The sequence below is a fragment of the Nocardia sp. NPDC057227 genome, assembly GCF_042669725.1.
GTDB classification, from domain to species: Bacteria; Actinomycetota; Actinomycetes; order Mycobacteriales; family Mycobacteriaceae; genus Nocardia; species Nocardia asteroides_A.
The window spans coordinates 173,200-189,272 of sequence record NZ_JBHUXA010000007.1 but is presented as its reverse complement, the minus strand read 5'-3'; the positions used below and the strand labels follow the sequence as shown (position 1 = coordinate 189,272).

Here is a 16,073-nt window from a genome sequence, read left to right as displayed (position 1 = left end):
CTTTCAGCGGTGTGCGCGCAGCGCGCGGCGGGCGATGGAGGTGCGCAGCACCTCGGACGGGCCCTCGTAGATCCGGAACGCCCGCGCCTCGATCAGGAACCGGGCGACCAGGTGGTCCTCGCAGACGCCGAGCCCGCCGTGCAGCTGCACCGCGCGGTCCAGCACCCGCCAGACCGCCTCGGAGACGAAGGTCTTCGCGATCGACGCCTCGTGCCGCGACTGCGAGGCGGTCGGGCCGTGCGCGTCGATGGTCTCGGCGGCGGTGCGGATGACGCCGCGCGCCGCGACGATGTCCATCTCGCTGTCCGCGACCAGCGCCTGCGCCATGCCGTGCTCGGCGATCGGCGCACCGAACGAGGTGCGCGAGTTGATGTGCCGCAGCGCCAGGTGGTGCCCGCGCACCGCGAGCCCGAGCCAGTTCATCGCGAACACCAGCCGCGAGGGCGCCAGCCGCACCTGGGCCAGCGGCAGCCCCTGGCCGACCGCGCCGAGCACCGCCGAGTCGGGCACCTCGCACTCCTCGAAGAACACCTCGCAGTGCCCGCCCGGCGCGCTGGTGTAGTCCATGGTCGGCATCCGCCGCCCGACCCGGAAGCCCGGATTGTCCGCGTCGACCAGGAACATGGTGGCGCCGTCGTCGGTGTTCGCCACGCAGATGACGAAGGCCGCGCCCTGCGCGCCGGTGCAGAAGTGCTTGGCGCCGTCGATCACCCAGCCGCCGTCGGTCTCCCTGGCGTAGGTCCGCAGCATGCCCGGATCGGAGCCAGCCCCCGGCGCGGGCTCGGTCATGGCGATGGCCGAGCGGACCTCGCCCGCGGCCAGCGGAGCCAGGTAGCGGCGCTGCTGCTCCTCGTTCGCGACGTGCGCGAGCAGGTGGATGTTGCCGTCGTCGGGCGCCCAGGCGTTCAGCGAGAGCGGGCCGAGCAGGCTGGCGCCCGCCGCCTCCAGCACCTGCGCCTGCTCCGCGGTATTCAGCCCGAGCCCGCCGTAGCGCGGATCGGAGAGCGGCCCGAAGACCCCCGCCTCCCTGGCCAGTTTCTGCAGCTCCAGCCGCAGCGCGTCGTCCATCACCCGGCCGTCGACGACGACCTCGCGCTCCACCGGGACAACCTGCTCGTCGATGAACTGCGTGGTCCGCTCCACCAGATCCGCGATGTTGTGCATGGCGCCAGTCTCGGTCGGCGGGTCCCGGGCGTGTCGGGGCGATAGGCGTTGTCGATCGACCGAATCATCCACCCGTTCGCGCCCTGCGCAGCGGTCGGTTTCCGGTGACGGTTACCGCGTCACACCGTCCGGTGAGGAGACCAGATGACCGAGATCACGGCACGGGTGCGCGCCCGCAGGGACGAGGCGGAAGGCGTCTTCGCGCTCGACCTGGCCGACGCCTCCGGCGCCCCGCTGCCGCGCTGGCGTCCGGGTGCCCACATCGACGTCGACGCGGGCCCCACCGGGGTCAGGCAGTACTCGCTCTGCGGCGACCCCGGCGACGCCGCGAGCTGGCGCATCGCCGTCCTGCACGAACCCGACGGCCGCGGCGGCTCCGATCACCTGCACCGCACCGCGCTGGCAGGCTCGCTGATCCGGGTCTCCGAGCCCCGCAACAACTTCGAGCTGGTCGGGGCCGAGGAGTACCTGTTCGTGGCCGGCGGCATCGGCATCACCCCGATCCTGGCCATGACCACCACCGCCGCGGCGCCGTGGTCGCTCTACTACGGCGGCCGCAGCCGTGCCCACATGGCCTTCGCCGGATTGCTGGCGGAGCGCCACCCGGACGCCACGAGATTGCTGCCGCAGGACGAGCACGGCCTGCTCCCCATCGCCGAGTTGCTGGACCGCCACCCCCGCGCCACCGTCTACTGCTGCGGCCCCGAACCGCTGCTCGCCGCCACCGTCGCGGCGGGCACCGAGCGCGGAATGCCCGTACACGTCGAACGATTCGCGCCCAAGCCGGTGGCGGAGGGGGCCGACACCGCGTTCGAGGTGCGGCTGGCGAGCACCGGCCGGACCTTCGCCGTGCCACCGGGACGCTCCATCGCCGACGTGCTGGAAGGCGCGGGCGTCCCGGTCATCACCTCCTGCCGCGAAGGCACCTGCGGCAGCTGCGAGACGACCGTGCTCGCCGGCGCCGTCGACCACCGCGACTCACTGCTCACCGAGGACGAACAGGCCGCAGGGAAAACCATGATGCTCTGCGTCTCCCGCGCCAGGCAGGACCTGCTCGTCCTCGACCTCTGAACTTCCCGCGGCCCGACCGGGCCGCGGGGTGCACCGAAAACCGAGAGGAAACATCAGGATGAGGAAGATCGTCGCGGTGGCCGCGGGCCTGGTCGCCGCCTGCGGAATCGCGTCCGGCACCGCCGGCGCGGCCCCGGCCGGTGACGGCGCCGTCGATTTCACCGCGCACGCCACCGACACCCAGAGCATCATCAGCATCGACGAGGGCTCCCTCGTCGTCGAGGACGCCGCGCTGAAGATCAAGGCCCCGAACGGCGACCTCATCGCCGGGACGCCCCTGAGCTTCCGCGTCGACGACTTCGAGTTCCCCATCGTCGCGCAGATCGCGGACCGCACCGCGACCCTGACCCCGCAGCTCGACGTGGCGCAGGCCGTCTACAAGCCGGTCGCCCTGCCGTACGAGGACAAGGCCCCGTTCAAGAACGAGTACGACCGTGAGGTCGCCGCCTGGTCGCGCCTGACCAGCACGATCAGCGCGGGCGCCACCATCGGCACCCTGGTCGGCGGGCTCGTCGGCGGCGCGGCCGGTTGCGTGCTCGGCGGCATAGCCGGGGCGACCGTCGCCTCGGCCACCATCGTCGGGCTCTTCGGCCCGTTCGTCCCGGCGGCGGCCATCGGCTGCATCGGTGGGATCCTCGCCATCGGGGCGCTCGGCACCCTGGTCGGGCAGATCCTGGTCACCGCTCCGGTGATCATCGGGGCGGCCATTCAGTACTTCTCCACCATCAACGCGCCCGCTCCCGCGGCTCCGCCGGCGGCGAAGTAGGGCGTAGCGGCCCGGCGGTAGGTCTGGGGGACAGGCGGCTCCATCCGGTTGCGTCCGGGTGGAGCCGTTCCGCGTTCATGCACCACGCGACCGCGAGTTCACCATCGACCTCCGCCACAACCGCCCGCCGGGCGGCGTTTGCCCGCTCGGCAGGCGGGCATCTCCGGCGATGTGCTGCTCCTGCCCGCCCCTGAATCCACCGCCTCCGACTCGGTGCTCCCTGGCGCCGCCGGCCCGCCCGCCGACGACCCCGCCGCCGCCATCATCATGCTGGTCTACGGCCTCACGCCGGGCCAGGCCGAGTACCTCCTTGGTTTGTGCGCCGAGCGCTCCGGCACCCCGCGCGATCGATTCGCCGCCGAATTGTGCCGAGCCGCCGAACGGTCCGGCGACCCGTCCGCGACGGTCCGCGCGCGCCTCGACCCGCTGCTCGGCTGACTGTTGCCGTGACGGAGTTGCTGTGGCCCGAAGCTACGACATACACCGGGCTTCTTAGATCCGTTCGGATTTTCGGTCGAGCGATGTTCTGTCCCCCGTGACTGCGGCGCCCATCTAAACTGGCGTGGGCCGTCTCGGCGGTATCGCGACCAATCGGAGGGGAGCATGCTTACACCTACCGAACTCGAGCTGAAGTGCCGACCGGCCTGCTCGGCCGACCTCGCCCGGATCGTTGCCATCGAAGCAGACGCCTTCCCTGACCCTATCCCTACCTGATGCTGCGCCAGCTGTTCGACGTGCACGGCAGTTCCTGGCTCGTCGCCGAGGCAGAGGGGCTGGTGATCGGATATGCTCTCATGCTCGAGAACCACGGCGAGGCACTGCTTTTCACCTTTGCCATCGATTCGGACTACCGCGGCCACGGCTACGGCAGCGCGCTATTGCGCGACGCTCTGACGGAGCAGGAGAGGGCCGGGATCGAGCGGGTGTGGCTGACGGTGCGGCCCGCCAACGAAAAGGCTACCCGGCGGTTCGCCTGTGCGGGCTTCCGGCAGTCGGGATATGAGAAAGAGTATTTCGGACCGAACGAACCTCGGTTCGTCTACGAGTATTCGATCGACCGATGAAGTAGGACGCTTATGGGGGGCTGGGAATCGTCCGATGCCTCGATGCAGGATCGCATCCTCAATCGTGCGCTCCGCTATCGCCCGGACGAGGATGCAAACCGACCGATACTTCACGAATTCGATGAGAAGGTCGAGGAACTTCTCGTTCACTACACGCCGTCGGTCGCCCGGAATCGCTCGCATGCCCTCTTCTTCCACCAGTTGTACAAAGCCGCGATCGATCCCGAACCCGATGATGTGCCTGGCCCGGTGCCGAGTGCCGTCATCGCTGCCTTCCTGGCCGCAGAACTGGAGTTCCGCAGCCCGCTGCGGCTGAGCGGCAGGCAGAGCATCCAGCTCGCGGAGGAATTCGAGGCGGTAGCCGGGGCCTGCTCGGCGGCCGGCCTGCATCGGCACGCGGTCCGGGCCTATCAGCGGGCGAAGGCGCTGCATCGGATGACCGAGGACACCGATGGCGAGGACAGGTGCGGGCTGCTGCTCGCCAGAGCCCGCACGGCCGCCCAGCCCGATCCCTGGCGCCGCCGGCTGGGCCGGCTCGCCGACATTCTGTGCGGCTATGGCTATCGGCCCTCGTGGCTGCTGGGCTGGGTTGTGGCGCAGCTGGCGTTCTTCACCGCCCTGGTGCTGGCGATCGGGGGTGGCGAGTCGAACTGGAACCTCGCCTACATGGCCCTGACCACTTTCCTCGGCCCACTCGGTCCGGGCAATCTCGCGCAGGTCGACGGCGCGGCACAGGTGGTCTTCGGGGTCGAATCATGGGCCGGAGCCCTCACCATGGCGGTCTACTTCGCCCTGCTCGTCCGGCGCTGGTTCCGGCTGTAGCCCTGCCTACCGGTCGAACTCCAGCGCCCGCTGTCGGAGGAATTCCAGCGTCGACACCGCGATGCCGTCGCGGATCCGCGCTGCCAGGATGTTCCACTGTCGAGTGAATCCCGGGTCGGTCTGCAGCTCCTTCCACAGGGTGCGCATGGAGGCGGGGGTGTGCGCCCCCGGCATCCACAGCCCCGTGAGGTGCACGAGGGCCGGGCTCAGGATCTCGAGCTGGTCCCTGCTCGCGGCGCCGAAGCGGTCCGCCTCCGCGAGCAGCGCAGTGAGCACGGTCAGCAGCCAGTCGTGCGCCGCGAGGTCCTCGCAGAATCGTTGTGCGTCCTCGATCCCGGCCTCGTCGCGGATGACGAGCCGCACCGAGCGGGTGGTGTCGTCGTCGAGCGACATGGAGATCGAAGGCCCGGTATTGCCGCCGATGCGAGCCGTCCACCGCAGGCGGGTGGCACCCACCCGTACCGGGGGCCGCTGATCCAGCAGTGGGTGGCTGCGGGCGCCGGCCAGCAGGCGCTCGCTGATCGAGCCGAGATCGAGGATGTCGCCGTGGCGGGTGCCCCCGAGGAACCCGTCCTCGAGCATCGGGCTCGCCACGCCGCGCTCCGGAATGGAATCGATGACCTCGACCGTTCCCTTCCGGTGCAGGTAGTGCGGCCACGGCCGCCGCCGTCGTTCCGCCGCCCGCAGCACTGCTGTGCTGGCCGACGATTGCAGTACCCGCCCGCCCGCCAGCCGGAGATTCGTCGCGACCGTCCCGACGACACGGGCGGGCTCGGGACGCAGCGCGAGCAGGCAATCGACCCCGACGGCCAGCGACGGCGAGATCGCCAGCGTGCCCGGCCGCTCCCGCCACCACACGGAACGTCCCGGAATCAGACCGAGGAACTCCCCGGCCGCCGGCCGATCGAGCGCGACCGCCGACGGCAGCAGGCAGGTCCGGGTCTCGCCCAGCACGATCAGTGGAGTGCCCGGCGGCATGTCACGACCCATCGAGGAGCAGGTGCGAAATCCGGTCGTTGATGTTGCGGGACACCATGATCGGAGTGTCGTCGCGGGCGCCGCGGGAGACGATGTCCTCGGTGATGTCGTCGTCCAGATCCAGGTGTTCCAGGATCACCCGGACGGCATGCTCGATCGGGAGGTACTGCTTCGGCAGCATCGACAGGGTCTTGAAAGCAGCGAATGGCGCGGCCGTCGGGTTCAGCTGCATCACCGGCGGCAGGTCCCGCCAGTCCTCCGGCCACGGCCTGCCCTGCCAGAGATGTGGCTCGGCCACCACCGCTCCGTGGTGCCGCAGCATGCCGAGCCGGACCAGGTGCCACACCGCCGCCAGGAAGTGACAGGACCACTGCTTCTCGGGTTGCCCCTGCGCGCTCCCGGTACTCCAGAGTTCGACATCGAGGAAGATCGAGTGATTCCGGCGGCCGAGCTCCTCCGGCGGCCGATAGGAGCGGGTCCGCATGGCCTGGCTCGGCTCGTACTCGGAGGACCGGCGCCCATTGCACAGCCATCCCGACTGTGCGGTGGGCGGCCTGCTGCCGTTGTCGGGCGGCGCGGGCTCCGAAACGATTCGCGCCGCTACCATTTCGGCAACCGGGAGGGGTTCACCCCGGGGCGAGCCGTTGGCGAACGGCGCGGCTCGCCGGCATCCGGACTCCCGCCCCAGGTAGTCGATCACCAACCCCGCCTCGCTCGCCGCGGTGAGCAGTTCGGGAATGATCTCCGACGGATCGGAGTCCGGCTGGAAGTGGTCGTCGAGCAGGTAGCAGGTGCTTATTCGCGCCCCGTCGCCGTAGCGGAGGCGGGTGGATTCCACGAAGGCCGAGATCAGCGGCACGATCCGGCGGAACTCCGTACGCACAAGGTGCGGGTCGTCGGTGATCTCTTTCAGGCGGAAGTGCCCGACCTCGATCGACAGGTGCGACAGCGGAACGTGGGCGACCGGTGCGTGCTCGGTGGCCTCGTCGTAGGAGGGGTGAAGGGGCATCGGCTACATCTCCCAGGCGGCGTCGTCCACGAGACGCCGGGCGAGTTCCTGATAGGCGGTCACGGTTTCGGGATTCGCGATGTGGGCGTTGATGTCGTTGTCGAGGATCACCTGCTCCCGCCAGAGCAGAATCGGTTCGATCGGGGTGGTGCCGAGCACCTTGGTCTTTCCGACATTGTTGGCGGCGGCAAGCCTGCGGAGCACTTCGTCCTGGGCTTGCAGCCACGCCGCCTGAGCACCGCGCTCGGCCCCGACCTGGCCGGGCGAGACCGGCACGGCGGTGCGGACGAACCGGGTGGCGCCGAGCAGCCGACTCCTGTCGTGACCGGACTGGACCCCGAGATCCAGGAGCCCGTGCGGTTCGTAGACCAGGCCGGCGGCCGCCAGGATGTGCTGTCTCGTCCACCGGTGGAAGACCAGCCAGCGCGCCGTCGTCCCGCGCAGCGGGCTCAGCGCTGTCGCCCGGAGCGCGATGTCGAGCGCACCGGTGCGGCCAGCGCTGAGGTCGACCATCACCACATGGAATTCGCTCGCGAGGTGAGCCAGCAGCTCGGCGCAACGCTGGACGACCTCGTCATTCGTGGTGAGCAGGTCGGCGCCGCCCTCGTCACCGGGGAACAGTGCCAGCCTGCCCGCGCGCTGGGCCACCCGCTTGAATTCCGCGCGCTCCGTCACTGAGCCGACATCGAGCCGAACCGCTTCTCCGGTCCTGCCGAGAAGGTAGGAGTGAACTCCGCCACCGGCCTTGACGCCGCGCTCGTAGCCGTCGATCTCGAACAGCGCACCCGCTGTGGGGGAGCCGAAGTCGAAGTCGACATAGGCGACATTGCGCCCCGCGAGGGTGAGGCGATGGGCGATATTGCAACTGGTGACCGAGCGCCCCGTGCCACCCTTGTCGGACGTCGCGAAAACCAGCATCACGGCCTCACCGAGTCGCTTGCCTGCGCGCGTACGCCAGGTCGTCCAGCGCGACGAGGGCCTCCGCTGCCAGGCTGTGCGCGGTGGCGGGTTGCTCGCTCAGAATGTCGCGTGCCCGGTCGAGCTTCTGCCGGATCCGGCCGACCTCGCGCTCGCTGTGCGAGAGCTGATAGCCCTCGATGCGCAGCTCCTCGCGATTGAGTAGATGCTCGGCCTCGCTGAGCAGATCGACCGCGCGATTGACCATGGTGCCGGGCGCGAGCGGATCCGTCTCGAAGGTGTTGTGTGCGACAACCAGGCATTCCATCATCCGTTCGGTGATGAACCAGGAGACGCCCGAGTCGCCACCCGCGACCGCGGGGTCCGGCTCGTCCCACAGCCCGGCGGCCGCGCCGCCGCGCTTCATCCGGGCGGCGAGGTGCTCCATCGCCGCCTCCGCGAGGCTCATCAGCTGATCGCGGGTCCGTACATCGGTGCGCAATCTGCTCGCCTGCAGGCAGCGTTTCAGCAGCATGGTCGCGTAATCGGAGACGTACCAGTGCAGCAGCGAGCCACCGCCGATGTCGCTGCCCGCCAGCTCCATCAGGACACCGGGGTGATGCAGCGCTAGGGCGGGGTCGGCCGTCGTGGCCCGGCTGGTGATCCGGCCGCGTCGGGCCAGCTGGTCGAAGACCTCGACGGTGCGCGCCAAGTCGTCGGTGCTGCCCCGGTAGACGAGATCCTGGACCAGGATGGCCGTCACCACCAGGCTGTAGTAGTCGGACTCCTGACCGTCCGAGGTACGCCACGGAATGTCCTCCAGCGGCCAGCGCCCGCCGCCGAACCGGGCGACCGTGCTCCAGTAGGTCCGCGCCAGCTCGAATCGCAGCTGCAGGGCGTCGCCCAGGGCTCGCTGCTCGTCGTTCAGCAGCTCGAGTTCCCGGATGCGCTGCGAGGAGAGATCGCTGATCCCGTCGAGGGCGACCGCCGTGAAGTAGAGGTACGGGCGGGGTGCGGCGTGCCCCGGCGCGCTGCCGAGCCGGATGGGCACGATGTCGACCTCGGCTGCAGTCCGGACGATGCCCCAGCCCCAGCCGCACTCGAACAGCCGCCGGTCGTCGGTGACGTCGACCCCGGAGAGCTGCCCGAACTCGACCTCGTTCGAGGCGCGCACCCGTAACCGCTCGAGTTCGCGAGTGAGCCGCGGGAGCGTCTCCGACGGAGAGCGGTTCTGGCTCAACATCCGGAGTATCTCGCCGTGCGCATCGTCGGCCGACGCGGGAGTGTTGATGACGAAGCTGCGGACCAACCCGGTCATCGCCGCAGTGAGCCTTGTGCTCGTCTTCGCGCGGAGCGGCCCTATTCGCTCGTAGACGTCCCGGTCGAACTGACGTAGCTCCCCCGCCAGCGCACCCTCCAGTCCGCGGAGGAAGCGGAGCGCCGCGATGCACAGGCTCAGCGACATGGAATAGGAGTCGACGACGTCGAGCGCGAGTTGCGCGTCGGTCGGGTGGCCGTCGGCCGCGCGAAAGTAGGAGCCCGCACTGAAGACCGGCTCCCCGTCCGTGTCGGTGTAGCGCCGCAAGTACTCCTCCAGCAGCCCGACGAGCACGCCACCGGCCTCGGTCGAATCGCCCCACGGCTCCAGTGCCCGATGCACGTCGGGCGCGATCCTGTCCGGCTGATCGAGGGCGAACGCATCGATCTCGGTCGCCGGGTACAGCAGGCACAGCAGCTGCTCGGCATCGCTGATCGAATTCGAATCTTCGCGACCTCCGCCGAGCCAGGCGTCGGCCGAGCGATAGGTCACAACTGCTCGCCACAGCTCCAGCAATTGCTGCCGTGGCTTGATCCGCACAGATCCCCCTGCGGGCCCGTTGCCCGGTTCTTTTACCGACCTTCGTTCCGACAGTGTGCCCGAATGCGGGCACCGTGCCCAGAAAAGTACCCGACTAGGTCGGTCAGCGCGCTCGGCGCACCGGGATACGACAGCCACGATATTCGAATTTCGTATTGAGAGCTTTGATGCGAAGCCACGCCCGATCGTCGCGTGACGCGCCGATCGAAGTGTGTCTCGGTGACGAATATGCTGCGATGCAACGGCTTTGCGAACGGCTCGACAGCGAGGGGAGCGGGGTACCGCGAACGGGCCCGCCGCGTGAATCGGGGGCTGGAGTGTCTGCCCGCGAGGCTATGTGCCGAAGAGTAGCCTGGCCGCCGTGACCATTGTGGATTGTTCGTCTTCTGCTCTCACTGGGGGTGATATTCGTCCTGTCAGGGGCATTGTCGAGGTGAAACTTCAACCTGCGGGCTGGAGCGCACGGGATATTTGCCAAGTGCTCGTGCCTGGGGTGTGTGGGCACCATTTCGGACCGATCGGTATCCATCTGGACGACGCTCGCCCGATCGCTTACGCTGGCGCGCGAGCCTCTCAGATCGAAAGGCGCAGAGGCGCAATGGATTGCGGTATCGTGGTACTTTTCTCGGAACGACGCTCACGCGAGTCGGTTCGCGGTGGCCTGGATGCGGCTCGCACACTCGGGGGAAGGACTGCGGGCCGGTGCGAATAAGACCGCGGCAGCAAATTCTGGATATCTGGGCTGCGCTGCTCGCCTGCTGCTGGGATGGAAAGAATTGGAGTTGGGCCGGGCGGGATGCCGAGGGCGAACCGCTCTCCGGGGGTAACTCCATCAGCGATTCGGAGCAGTTGCTGTGTCTGCTGTATCCCGCGACCGAGATCGAGAGTCTCGCGCTCGATCGTCCGGACGACATGGCCGACGACGTCCGCGCGGTGCTCGAGCCGCTGGGCGGGCAGACTCGCATCGGCTCCGTCGTGGTGCGGTTGCTCGAGGAGTACATCGAACGCAATACGAAACCGGACGGCACCCCGGACTTCTCGGCGGGTGACTATCTCCGCGGCCAGGAAGATCTGCCACCGGTCAGCGCGCAGCGGGCGATCGAGGTGGTCGACTCCTACTCGATGTCCACCACCCTGTGCATCGCCGGGCTCGGCTTTCTCCGGGTCTTCGAGATCTGGGTCAGGTCGGGGGCGAGAGATGAATTGGTGGCACGGATCGAGCTGCTGCGTTCGGCGCTGAGTGCTCGGTTGACGGCGGCGATGGCCGGCCTCGTGCGCAGTTTCGTCGTGCACACCGCGACCCCGAAGTCCCCGGCGGGGCAGAACATGCTGCGCATGCTCAATCCGGCGAAACTGCCCGAGCGCGTCGTGGTGGACAAGATCGCCCAGGATCTCGAGCGGGTCCGCAACCGCCTGCGCAGTGACATCAGCCTCGGGCAGAGCCCGGATACCGAACTCGACGACGAGGGCAAGCTTTTCGAATGCGGGTGGAGCTGGGGCATCGTCGAGAACTCGTCCGAGATCATCGACGCCGCCGATATCCCCATCGCCAAACAGCAGGGATATGCCGAAGCGCGACCGTTCCTGTACTTCACGATCATCGCGCTCGACGGCATCAACGACCTCATCTCGCCGCGCACCCGTGAGCTGAATCTGCTCAACGAGGATCAGCGGCGGTTGACCGAGGCGCTGCGGCTGCGCTGGGACCTGACCCAGGGGTACTGGTCGACGATCGCCCGCTTCGGCGACCCGAGCTGGCCGCTAGAGGATATTCCGTGGCGCACGTCGGACGGTGAGGAATCCGACTACTTCAGCCTCATCGTCTCCGCGGTGCTGATCCAGGACCTTATTCGTCGCGCTGCGACGGACGACGATCTGACTCGGTCGATCGGAGTCTTCGACGAACTCGCTCGACGGGGCCGGATATTGCGCCGCGCGACGCGCGACGACCCCGCCGTCGCCCTGCACACCACGGGCGTCGGTCTCGCACTGCGCGGTAGCGAGAAGGTCGGCGAAGGTCCGGAATTACGCTGGATGGTCTCGGATTTCGCCGCCGTGCTGCTCAAGCGGGTCCTGCAGGCCGCGCACCTCTCCGGCAATATCGGGTCGCGGGACAGGCTGATGGAGCTCGCCAAGTCGGTGATGGATCACCTGGACTCGCGGGTCCTGCGCAGCGCATTCGGAAAGGGGCTGTGGGACAACCCGACAGCGATTTTCGACCCCGGATCGGCCGAGCCGACGCACCCCTCGTGGTATATGACCGAGCGAGTTGTCGAATGCCTGGTGGCAGCGGACCGGAACTTCCGGGAGGCTCCCCTCACCTCCCCTGCCATGATCAATCGGGCCGTGGAGTTGCTGAACGAAGCGGAACACCTGCTCAATCAGGAGTTGCTGAACGTCGGCATCGATGACGTGTCGGAGAAGCGCGTGACGCTCGATCGCGTGGAGAACAATTTGGAGCAGGCGCGGCAGCTCGTGGCGCGGCGGCAGGCAGGCACCGCGTTCGTGCTGGCCTCGGACGCGCTGCGGGACCTGAACCAGCTCGCGTTCGCGCGGCGGGACGCCACGAGGAGCGTGTACTCGTGATCGTCTTCTCGACCTCGGACAAGGGAGGCACCGGGCGCTCGGTGACGAGCTGCAACATCGCCTACCGGCTGTGCGCCGGCGGGCGGAGTGTCGCATACCTGGACTTCGATTTCGGGTCGCCGACGGCGGGTGCCCTGTTCGAAATCGGCGGGGTCGAGCAGGGGGTGCCCGAGAAGGGGTTGCACTCCTACCTGACGCACGGGAGTGAGCCGGTGGCACGGGTCGATATCCGTGCCGCGACGGACCGTCCCGCACTCCGCAATATCCGGTCGCGCACCGGGCAGCTCGTTCTCTTTCCCGGCGACGAGGGTGGCGCGGAGTTCAACGGCATCGATGACGAGACCGATGCGGTCGTGGGTCGCTGTATCACCCTGCTGGCGGCACTCGAGCAGGAATTCGACGTCGCCGTCGTCGATCTCAGCGCAGGGCGCTCGCTCGCCATGGAGCTCGCGCTGCGCGCGACCGCGAGCCCGCACCTCTCCTCCGCGACCGTGCGGTGGCTCGTCTTCCATCGGTGGACGCGGCAACACATCCTCGCTGCCAGCGGCCTCGTGCACGGACATCACGGTCTGCTGGCGGGCGCGGCGCTCTGGGGCCACGACAAGAAGAAGTTCCTCGAGAACCTGCGCTATGTGCGGACAGCGGTGCCCCGACTGAACAAGTCGGTGGACGGCGTTTACCGGGGAGCGCAGGCGGCGTGGCTGACGGAGCAGAACGCCGCACTCAAGGCGCTGGCCTCACGGCACCTGATCGGCGCCACTTCCCTCCTCGGCGAGACACCGGTCGAACCGGTGCTGCAGTGGCGGGAGCAGGTCATTCTCGACACCGATGTCGCGAATAAAATCGCAAATCCGGAAACCGCTGCGGCATTCGACGAGCTGACTGCTCGCCTGATCGACACGGAATACTGGGAACAGTTTTGATATTAGGACTCCCGCACTTCTTCGGAAAGGAAATCGGCGACAGTGGAGCATGGCAGCGGATACGATGAGGCCAGCACACAACTACGTGTAGCCCGGGTTCCGCTGTCCCACTTATCCGTCGAGGTGGGGCATCTGTACATGTCCGACCTCCGCCGGGGAGGCGAAGCGATCCGTAGGCAGCTGAAGCGGGTCGCGCCTATGCTCCACGCGGTCACGGCGAGTGCGGAGGCGGAGTTCGGAAGCAACGCGCGCATCAGTACCTGTTTTCTTCTCGATGACTACTTCGATGACGGTGGAAATCCAGCGGAGGTCATCGGCAAGCTGCTGGAGATCACCTCCGAATTCGGAGTCGGGATCGATTATCTCGGCCGGGAGTCGGCTTGTCACGAAGCTCCGGCCGTGCGTGCCGGGGAGTTCGTACCTCTCGCGGAGATGGTGGCCGCCCGAATTGTAGAAGAGCCGGCCAAAGGCGAGACCGGGAGCCGGCCGCCCGCGCTGAAATCCGGCTGGCTCGCCAATGGGAAGCGGGGCTCGGATGGTATCCGCGTCGGCCAAGCCATGCGTTCACGCAGTTATCAACACCCGGAAGAACTGAGCCGCCGGGAGCACTCGATCTTTCTCGATGTCGAGATGTGGCGGAAGAGCCGCACCGGCGTGAACGGCACGGCGACGACGACGGTGAAGTGGTCCTGCCCCTTCCTGGCGTCGGTCTGGCAGCTGCTCCGGCTGGGAATTCTCCGTGATCAGGGGAATCCGGTGGCTCAGCCGGTCACCTGGGAAGATCGCACGGTCTGGCCCGATCGCTGGGCGGACCTGCCCGCGATCGTTCAGCTCGAGCCGAGGGCCAAACCCTTCGCCGCATACCGCTCGTTGTCGATCATGCCTCGGTACTATCTGGGTATCGAACACGCGGTTCGTGTTGTCATCGACCACCTCCAGCTCGATAGCGAAATCGTGGACGACATCGTGGATCGCGGCACCGCCGAGTTGGTGGATGTCTCACGCGATGCCGGTGAGCGGCTGGACTATGTCTTCCTCGGCGGTTGCTGATGGATACACCGAACGCGGTCGGTTTCGCGGAGCCCGATTACACGCTCGCGCAATTCGGCGGCCTGGAAGCGGTCGACGGAGTCGAGCATGCTCCGGCATTCGAAACGCTCCACGGCGTTCTGCCCGACCTGCAGCGGGGGGTGGCTCGAGCCGGAGCGGTTGATCCGATCCTCGTCACCGGGGAGGTCCATACGCGCCTCGTTCCCCATTCGACTGCCCTGACCCGAGCCTCCGCGGAAGAAATGCTGACCATCGTGCCCGGCTACCCGGTGCGGTGGCGTACCAGGCCCAGCAGTGTCGGCACCTCGCCGACGATCGCCGCGGGGTTCGACTGCGGACTCCCGCGGGTGTCGGGCGCCGCGGTACACGCGATCGGTACCGCAGCGGTGCATGCCGTCGTCTGCGGTGGTCGGGTCCTGCAGAGCTCGGCCCATACGGGTGTGGTGGCGGCAGAATCGTCGCAGCGGCAGGTCTGGTCGCACTACCTTTCCAGGGTGGGAGTCGCCGAGGTGGTCAGCCGGGTTACTCCGCAGACCCGGAAGCGGCTCGTCGACGGATTTCTCCGCTTCGTCGACCCGCCGCCGGGCACCGTGGACATGCCGTCGATCACGCAGCACCTGCTCAATCGAGTGAGTATGTGGAGCGGGCTCGATCAGCGAGCCCCGTTCCGCGCTGCCACTACCAGGTTGCGGTGGGCCGCGCACATCGGTGCCGGGGCAACCCTGCGATTCCGGCTCGAAGAGGGGCGGGTTCGCACTGTCGTGGTGACTGTGCGGAACGAGACCGAACTCGCCGCTGTCGGCGCGTTCTGCGAAGATCTGGCCCGGCACGATTGGCTGCTGACCGTCGTCGAGGCGATCACCGACCAGGTGGATGCGATGCCGTTGGGGGCGGATGTGACGCAGGCCGTCGCTCCGGTACTCGCCGGCGTCACACACCTGTGGACGCCAGGTGTTCATACGCCGGCCGTGCTGCGGCCGCTGTGGCGGCAGCTGGAGACCAACCCCGCCTTCTCGACGGAATGGTTCGCCCGGCTCGGTCATCTGCGTAGTCGCACGGATCTCGCGTTCCCGGCCGTGTCGCAACGAGAATTCGCATTCAAGACTTGGTGAGATGGCGGTCGCGAGCGTCCCGGATCAGAGGAGCTCGGGGCGTTCCTTCCGCCACCGATCGGTAACTGCGTCGGTGAGTGGACGTGGTTCCGGATCCTCGAACCGGCGAATGAGGACGTCCCTGCCTTCGCCGGGGCCGAAGTAGTCCGGGTCGTACTCGATGCGGACGAAACCGGACTTGCGGTAGAGCCCGACGGCCGGATGATCACTCGGCCGGACGGTCAGGAGGATCTGCGGTACGGCTGCCGACCGGCAGCGGTCGACCGTGCTGCGCAGCAGTGCGCCGCCGTAACCGCGGCGGTGATATCGCGAGTCGACTGCGAGGCCGAGAATCCAGGCGGTTCTCGCGTCGCTCAGTGCGACCATGGTGTATCCGCAGACTCGCCCTTCGGTTTCCGCGATCAACCAGTGCGACCCGTGTACGTCGAACAACTGACGCAATGCGAAATACGGGTAGGCGAAGCGATCGAACTCGGCTCGCTCGAGCGCGTCGATCGCGACGAGGTCTTCCAGGCGGGCCACTCGGAAAGTGGGTGTCTCCGAACTCGTCGACAGAATCACCGTTGTCTCCCCCTTCGGCGATGGGCGTCGTTGGCCCAGCGTGGATCGGAATGTGCTCCGGGAATATCGGATGCTCGCGGATTGCGGAGCGGTGGCGACCCGGGCGGCTGCGACGGCCCCACCGGCCACCGCGGTCCGTAACGCATGAATCCCTTGCTCGTCCGTGCCCGGCGGTTACATGCCGGCACCGTTCCTAGAGTGTGCCCTGCGAA

15 protein-coding genes are annotated in these 16,073 nt (G+C 68.0%); 9 read left to right on the top strand and 6 right to left on the bottom strand.

Translation table 11 applies throughout. The features are described from left to right. Nucleotides 1-3: 3 nt before the first annotated feature. Nucleotides 4-1,164 (bottom strand): acyl-CoA dehydrogenase family protein, encoded by a 1,161-nt coding sequence (locus ACFUJ1_RS12875; protein ID WP_378645244.1) that lies wholly within the window; start codon nt 1,162-1,164, stop codon nt 4-6. Between the two features lie 144 nt (nt 1,165-1,308). On the opposite strand from ACFUJ1_RS12875, the gene ACFUJ1_RS12870 reads away from it, so the two are divergent. The 5 genes from ACFUJ1_RS12870 to ACFUJ1_RS12850 all read left to right on the top strand — a co-directional run bounded on the left by ACFUJ1_RS12870 (nt 1,309) and on the right by ACFUJ1_RS12850 (nt 4,887). Next, the gene (locus ACFUJ1_RS12870; protein ID WP_378645242.1) at nt 1,309-2,235 is read left to right on the top strand and encodes a PDR/VanB family oxidoreductase; all 927 of its coding nucleotides are present in this window, start codon (nt 1,309-1,311) and stop codon (nt 2,233-2,235) included. Nucleotides 2,236-2,293: 58 nt separating this feature from the next. Continuing rightward, nucleotides 2,294-3,001 (top strand): hypothetical protein, encoded by a 708-nt coding sequence (locus ACFUJ1_RS12865; protein WP_378645241.1) that lies wholly within the window; start codon nt 2,294-2,296, stop codon nt 2,999-3,001. 138 nt (nt 3,002-3,139) lie between these two features. Beyond that, on the top strand, nt 3,140-3,439 hold the full coding sequence (locus ACFUJ1_RS12860; protein WP_378645239.1) for a hypothetical protein: 300 nt from the start codon (nt 3,140-3,142) through the stop codon (nt 3,437-3,439). 275 nt (nt 3,440-3,714) lie between these two features. Continuing rightward, nucleotides 3,715-4,065, top strand: coding sequence for a GNAT family N-acetyltransferase (locus ACFUJ1_RS12855; protein ID WP_378645238.1), 351 nt, complete (start codon nt 3,715-3,717; stop codon nt 4,063-4,065). Nucleotides 4,066-4,107: 42 nt separating this feature from the next. Continuing rightward, a complete protein-coding gene (locus tag ACFUJ1_RS12850; RefSeq protein ID WP_378645236.1) occupies nt 4,108-4,887 on the top strand; it encodes a hypothetical protein in 780 nt (259 codons plus the stop codon). A 6-nt stretch (nt 4,888-4,893) separates the two neighbouring features. On the opposite strand, the gene ACFUJ1_RS12845 is transcribed toward ACFUJ1_RS12850, so the two are convergent. From ACFUJ1_RS12845 to ACFUJ1_RS12830, 4 genes are read right to left on the bottom strand one after another with little or no spacing between them, the layout of a single operon-like run. Continuing rightward, nucleotides 4,894-5,865: an SCO2521 family protein gene (locus ACFUJ1_RS12845; protein ID WP_378645235.1), complete on the bottom strand. Its 972-nt coding sequence runs from the start codon at nt 5,863-5,865 to the stop codon at nt 4,894-4,896. A gap of 1 nt (nt 5,866) precedes the next feature. Continuing rightward, nucleotides 5,867-6,874, bottom strand: a complete 1,008-nt coding sequence (locus tag ACFUJ1_RS12840) for an SCO2522 family protein (RefSeq protein WP_378645233.1) — start codon at nt 6,872-6,874, stop codon at nt 5,867-5,869. 3 nt (nt 6,875-6,877) lie between these two features. Further along, nucleotides 6,878-7,792, bottom strand: a complete 915-nt coding sequence (locus ACFUJ1_RS12835; protein WP_378645232.1) for an SCO2523 family variant P-loop protein — start codon at nt 7,790-7,792, stop codon at nt 6,878-6,880. Nucleotides 7,793-7,799: 7 nt separating this feature from the next. Beyond that, nucleotides 7,800-9,629, bottom strand: coding sequence for an SCO2524 family protein (locus ACFUJ1_RS12830; protein ID WP_378645230.1), 1,830 nt, complete (start codon nt 9,627-9,629; stop codon nt 7,800-7,802). A 702-nt stretch (nt 9,630-10,331) separates the two neighbouring features. Here ACFUJ1_RS12830 and ACFUJ1_RS12825 point away from each other — a divergent pair. From ACFUJ1_RS12825 to ACFUJ1_RS12810, 4 genes are read left to right on the top strand one after another with little or no spacing between them, the layout of a single operon-like run. Next, nucleotides 10,332-12,215: an SCO2524 family protein gene (locus ACFUJ1_RS12825; protein WP_378645229.1), complete on the top strand. Its 1,884-nt coding sequence runs from the start codon at nt 10,332-10,334 to the stop codon at nt 12,213-12,215. After that, nucleotides 12,212-13,138 carry an SCO2523 family variant P-loop protein gene (locus ACFUJ1_RS12820; RefSeq protein ID WP_378645227.1) on the top strand — a complete coding sequence of 309 codons (927 nt, stop codon included), beginning with the start codon at nt 12,212-12,214 and terminating at the stop codon, nt 13,136-13,138. Before ACFUJ1_RS12825 ends, ACFUJ1_RS12820 begins: the two co-directional genes overlap by 4 nt. 42 nt (nt 13,139-13,180) lie before the next feature. Continuing rightward, nucleotides 13,181-14,188 carry an SCO2522 family protein gene (locus ACFUJ1_RS12815; RefSeq protein WP_378645226.1) on the top strand — a complete coding sequence of 336 codons (1,008 nt, stop codon included), beginning with the start codon at nt 13,181-13,183 and terminating at the stop codon, nt 14,186-14,188. Next, on the top strand, nt 14,188-15,300 hold the full coding sequence (locus tag ACFUJ1_RS12810; RefSeq protein ID WP_378645224.1) for an SCO2521 family protein: 1,113 nt from the start codon (nt 14,188-14,190) through the stop codon (nt 15,298-15,300). Before ACFUJ1_RS12815 ends, ACFUJ1_RS12810 begins: the two co-directional genes overlap by 1 nt. 24 nt (nt 15,301-15,324) lie before the next feature. Here ACFUJ1_RS12810 and ACFUJ1_RS12805 read toward each other — a convergent pair whose 3' ends face one another. Continuing rightward, nucleotides 15,325-15,822, bottom strand: coding sequence for a GNAT family N-acetyltransferase (locus tag ACFUJ1_RS12805; RefSeq protein ID WP_378645223.1), 498 nt, complete (start codon nt 15,820-15,822; stop codon nt 15,325-15,327). Nucleotides 15,823-16,073 lie beyond the last annotated feature (251 nt).

What these genes read in the sequence shown, in the direction of transcription:
- ACFUJ1_RS12865 (WP_378645241.1), top strand. Translation starts at nt 2,294, where the DNA reads ATGAGGAAGATCGTCGCGGTGGCCGCGGGCCTGGTCGCCGCCTGCGGA.
- ACFUJ1_RS12835 (WP_378645232.1), bottom strand. Translation starts at nt 7,792, where the DNA reads ATGCTGGTTTTCGCGACGTCCGACAAGGGTGGCACGGGGCGCTCGGTC.
- ACFUJ1_RS12845 (WP_378645235.1), bottom strand. Translation starts at nt 5,865, where the DNA reads ATGCCGCCGGGCACTCCACTGATCGTGCTGGGCGAGACCCGGACCTGC.
- ACFUJ1_RS12855 (WP_378645238.1), top strand. Translation starts at nt 3,715, where the DNA reads ATGCTGCGCCAGCTGTTCGACGTGCACGGCAGTTCCTGGCTCGTCGCC.
- ACFUJ1_RS12870 (WP_378645242.1), top strand. Translation starts at nt 1,309, where the DNA reads ATGACCGAGATCACGGCACGGGTGCGCGCCCGCAGGGACGAGGCGGAA.
- ACFUJ1_RS12875 (WP_378645244.1), bottom strand. Translation starts at nt 1,164, where the DNA reads ATGCACAACATCGCGGATCTGGTGGAGCGGACCACGCAGTTCATCGAC.
- ACFUJ1_RS12810 (WP_378645224.1), top strand. Translation starts at nt 14,188, where the DNA reads ATGGATACACCGAACGCGGTCGGTTTCGCGGAGCCCGATTACACGCTC.
- ACFUJ1_RS12840 (WP_378645233.1), bottom strand. Translation starts at nt 6,874, where the DNA reads ATGCCCCTTCACCCCTCCTACGACGAGGCCACCGAGCACGCACCGGTC.
- ACFUJ1_RS12850 (WP_378645236.1), top strand. Translation starts at nt 4,108, where the DNA reads ATGCAGGATCGCATCCTCAATCGTGCGCTCCGCTATCGCCCGGACGAG.